Genomic DNA, 3,308 nt, shown 5'->3' with positions numbered 1-3,308 from the left:
ACTCGGCCCCTCCGCCCCCGCCGGCGGCCACGACCGTGTTCGGACCGAGGTCAGTTGTCGTTCGAGCCGTTCGTGCCACCCGAACCGGACCCGCCCTGGGTACCGCCCTGGTTCCCGCCGTTGCGCCAGCGGTCGGCCATGGAGTCGAAGATGCGGCCGCCCGCACGTCCGGCACCGCCGGCCACCCCGCGCAGGGTACTGACCAGGGGGTCGCCGGTGCGGTTCCACTCGTCCCGGTAGGACCTGGCCGCGTTGCCCGCCTCCTCGGTGACGTTGGCGTCGCGGTCGGTGGAGCGACGGGGGTAGTCGCCGTCGATGATGCGCTGGTACTCGCCGCTCTCCGCCCACCGGTGCAGCTCGGCCACCCGGACCACCGCGAAGGGGTGTGTCGCCGGAACGGTGGTCATCAGCTTCAGCACGCTGTCCACGGCGTCGCCACCGGCCTCGTACTCGCGGGCCTGCTCCATGAACGCGTCGGGGTTCATCTGGGACAGGTTGGAACCACCGGCGAGCTTCATCAGGGCGCGCTTGGCGGCGTCCGGGTTCTGGCAGGTGAGCAGTCCGGCCCGATCACTGGACAGCTCGGACTTTCGCTGCCATTCCCGCAGCCCCGCCAGGATCGCCTGGATGGCGATGGCGCCCAACGGAATCCACATGATCTTGGTGGACAGCCACACCAGCAACAGCAGCAACGTGCGGTAGATGGCGTGGCCACTGAGCACGTGCCCGACCTCGTGGCCGATGACGAACCGCTTCTCCTCGGCGTCGAACAGGTCGAACAGGCCGGTCGTCATGACGATGAACGGCTTCTTGCGGCCGATCGCCATGGCGTTGGGCTGGGGGTCCATCTTGACGTAGAGCTCGGGCACCTCGTCCAGGTCCAGGACGTAGGCTGCGTCGCGCAGGTAGTCGTGCAGTTCCGGGAACTGGGTGGGGCTGACCCGCACGGCGCTGGACAGGAACATCAGGCGCAGGGAACGCTCGTTGATCCGCCCGAACACGGACTTGACGAGGGTGTCGAAACCCGTCAGGGAGCGCAGCGCCACCAGGGCGCCCCGGTCGGCGGGGTGTTCATAGGCACGCGCGGAGATATCGGTGAGCCGGACACGGGCGCGATCTGGTGAGTTGGCCATATCGGCATGCTATGCGTCACGATGCGGCTTGGCCACGGTTTACGGCCAACGAGATATGACGCGTTCGTGCGCATCCTTCACGACCTGCGGGGAAGGAAGCGGGCACGCGCCTTGTTCGAGCAGTTCAGGGCGATAGTGACAAGACACGCGGCCGACCTCCGGTGCCCGGGGTCGGCTACTCTCGGGTGGCCGAAACCGGCTACCACGGCAGTGACACGGCGAAACGGAGCGCACAGTGACGGACCAGGCCACCGGCGCCTCCCATCAGGACGAGACCGCGCTGAGACGGAGACGGGTCGGAACGCCCCCGACCAAGGTCGGCATCATGGGTGGAACCTTCGACCCCATCCACCACGGTCACCTCGTGGCCGCCAGTGAGGTCGCCCACCTCTTCGGTCTCGACGAGGTCGTCTTCGTACCCACCGGGCAACCCTGGCAGAAGGACCCCGCCAAGGTCACGCCCTCAGAGGACCGCTACCTGATGACGGTCATCGCCACGGCCGAGAACCCCCAATTCCGGGTCGATCGCGCCGAGATCGATCGTTCCGGGCCGACCTACACCATCGACACCCTCCGCCAGATGCGCGCCTCCTACGGGCCCGACGTGGAGTTGTACTTCATCACCGGAGCCGACGCCCTCGGCGCGATCCTCAGCTGGCACAACGTCGACGAACTCTTCGACCTCGCGCATTTCGTAGGCTGTAACCGGCCCGGACACCACCTCAGCGACACCGGCCTTCCCGAAGGCAAGGTCTCCCTGGTGGAGGTTCCCGCGCTCGCCATCTCCTCGACCGAGTGCCGCGAACGCGTCCGCAAGGGCGAGCCCATCTGGTACCTGGTGCCCGACGGCATCGTCCGCTACATCCACAAGACCGGGCTCTACCTGGAGCCATGAGGTGACGGACCACAACCGTCACCGGTCGCACCCGATCAAGTGAAGGCAGCAACCACAACGTGACAGCCACCGACAGGGCAGTGGAACTGGTCAAGGTCGCCGCAGAGGCCGCCTCCGACAAGCTCGGCCAGGAGATCATCGCCTACGACGTCAGCGACCAGCTCGTCATCACCGACGCCTTCGTGCTGTGCTCGGCGCCCAACGACCGCCAGGTCCGCGCCATCGTCGACGAGGTCGAGGACCAGCTGCGCATCAAGTCCGGCGCCAAGCCCGTCCGCCGCGAGGGCGAGCGTGACGGCCGCTGGGTCCTGCTGGACTACGCGGAGATCATCGTGCACGTCCAGCACGAGGAGGAGCGCGGCTTCTACGGGCTCGAACGCCTCTGGAAGGACTGCCCCGAGATCGAGCTCCCCGAAGGCTCCCGCGGGGCCGAACGCACCCCGCTGGACGAGTAGCAAGCCCACGCGGCCGCAGCGGCCGCCGGACAAGAGAGACACACCACGTGAGTGACACCACCCCTCGTGTGCTGTTCTGGCGGCACGGACGCACCTCCTGGAACGTCGAGAAACGATTCCAGGGGCAGACCGACATCGACCTCGACCCGGTCGGCCACGCTCAGGCCGAACGGGCCGGTCGGCTGCTCGCGACCTTGAACCCCGCCCTCATCGTCGCGTCCGACCTCAAACGCGCCGCCGACACCGCCGGATACCTCGGAGGCGCCTGCGGGCTTCCGGTGGAGTTCGACAAGGGCCTGCGCGAACGCTACGGCGGATCCTGGGAAGGGCACACCGCCACCGAGCTCGCCGAGCTCTACCCCGCCCAGCACCCGACCATGGACATCCCCGACGGTGAGGCCATCGCCGACGTCGGCGACCGCATGCGCGCGGCCATCGAGCGGGGTCTGGCCAAGACCCCCGCCGGCGGCCTGCTCGTCATGGTCAGCCACGGTGCGGCCCTGCGCGTGGGGATCTCGCGCATGCTCGACATCCCCGACGAACGCCGCGAGCTCCTCGGGCCGCTCGGCAACTGCAACTGGTCCGTGCTCCAGGCCCGCGGTGACACCTGGCGTCTCATGGAACACAACGCCGCAAGCCTCCCCGAGCCCGTCGTCCTCAGCGACGACGCCTGATTCCGTTTCGACGAACGGCCGATCATCCGCTAAAGTTCAGGGAGTCGAAAGGGCGAAGCCCCGACGACTCCCGATAAGGGGCTATGGCGCAGTTGGTAGCGCGCCTCCATGGCATGGAGGAGGTCTGGGGTTCGAATCCCCATAGCTCCAC

4 protein-coding genes and 1 tRNA gene are annotated in these 3,308 nt (G+C 67.8%); 4 read left to right on the top strand and 1 reads right to left on the bottom strand.

Annotated features, from left to right (window positions below; translation table 11 throughout):
* Window positions 1-50: 50 nt before the first annotated feature.
* On the bottom strand, window positions 51-1,133 hold the full coding sequence (locus tag K8V84_RS13000; protein ID WP_304074489.1) for a M48 family metallopeptidase: 1,083 nt from the start codon (window positions 1,131-1,133) through the stop codon (window positions 51-53).
* A 280-nt stretch (window positions 1,134-1,413) separates the two neighbouring features.
* Here K8V84_RS13000 and nadD point away from each other — a divergent pair, with 280 nt between their 5' ends.
* The 4 genes from nadD to K8V84_RS12980 all read left to right on the top strand — a co-directional run bounded on the left by nadD (window position 1,414) and on the right by K8V84_RS12980 (window position 3,307).
* Window positions 1,414-2,028, top strand: coding sequence for a nicotinate-nucleotide adenylyltransferase (nadD, locus tag K8V84_RS12995; RefSeq protein WP_304074490.1), 615 nt, complete (start codon window positions 1,414-1,416; stop codon window positions 2,026-2,028).
* A 59-nt stretch (window positions 2,029-2,087) separates the two neighbouring features.
* On the top strand, window positions 2,088-2,483 hold the full coding sequence (gene rsfS, locus K8V84_RS12990) for a ribosome silencing factor (RefSeq protein WP_304074487.1): 396 nt from the start codon (window positions 2,088-2,090) through the stop codon (window positions 2,481-2,483).
* Between the two features lie 47 nt (window positions 2,484-2,530).
* The gene (locus K8V84_RS12985) at window positions 2,531-3,157 is read left to right on the top strand and encodes a histidine phosphatase family protein (protein WP_304074486.1); all 627 of its coding nucleotides are present in this window, start codon (window positions 2,531-2,533) and stop codon (window positions 3,155-3,157) included.
* Window positions 3,158-3,234: 77 nt separating this feature from the next.
* Window positions 3,235-3,307 (top strand) — tRNA-Ala (locus tag K8V84_RS12980).
* The last annotated feature ends 1 nt before the right edge of the window (window position 3,308 follow it).

Origin of the sequence: Nocardiopsis listeri, from assembly GCF_020741345.1 — a bacterium.
GTDB classification, from domain to species: domain Bacteria; phylum Actinomycetota; class Actinomycetes; order Streptosporangiales; family Streptosporangiaceae; genus Nocardiopsis; species Nocardiopsis listeri_A.
This window is presented reverse-complemented; position numbering and strand designations above follow the sequence as displayed.